This window comes from Chromohalobacter sp. HP20-39, assembly GCF_033052815.1.
Taxonomy (GTDB): Bacteria; Pseudomonadota; Gammaproteobacteria; order Pseudomonadales; family Halomonadaceae; genus Chromohalobacter.
On record NZ_JAWHTP010000255.1, the window covers coordinates 1 to 385 of the forward strand.

The 385-nt window shown below is 60.3% G+C and carries 1 protein-coding gene; it reads right to left on the reverse strand.

All coding sequences use genetic code 11. From position 1 onward, the window contains the following. On the reverse strand, positions 1-305 hold a 305-nt coding region (locus RVY79_RS17875), incomplete at its 3' end, for a pirin-like C-terminal cupin domain-containing protein (protein WP_317465856.1). Between the last annotated feature and the right edge of the window lie 80 nt (positions 306-385).

Sequence of the window (385 nt, forward strand, 5' to 3'; positions counted from 1 at the left end):
TCACCACGCCGATAGCGCTCAATGGCGTCACGGACTTGCTCGGTGGTGTTCATGACAAAGGGACCGTTGACGACAGTCGGCTCTTGAATATCCGCACCCGATAGCAGCAGGAACTGGCTTGGCCGCCATGCGTGGAATGTCAGCGTTGAACCGTCACCGGCAAGCGCCAGACCATGCCCGTGGGCGACCCGCTGCTCGCGCCGGTCAGAGCGAATCAGGACCTCGCCTGAGAAGACATACAGGAAAGCGTTGTGAGCGCTCGCCAAAGAAAACGCGATGTCGCGCTTCAGTTCGACGTCGAGCAACGTAAAAGGCTCGACCGGCGCCAACGGAGCCGAAACGTCTTCGAACGTCCCAACGACCACGCGTACACGATCTCCACTGC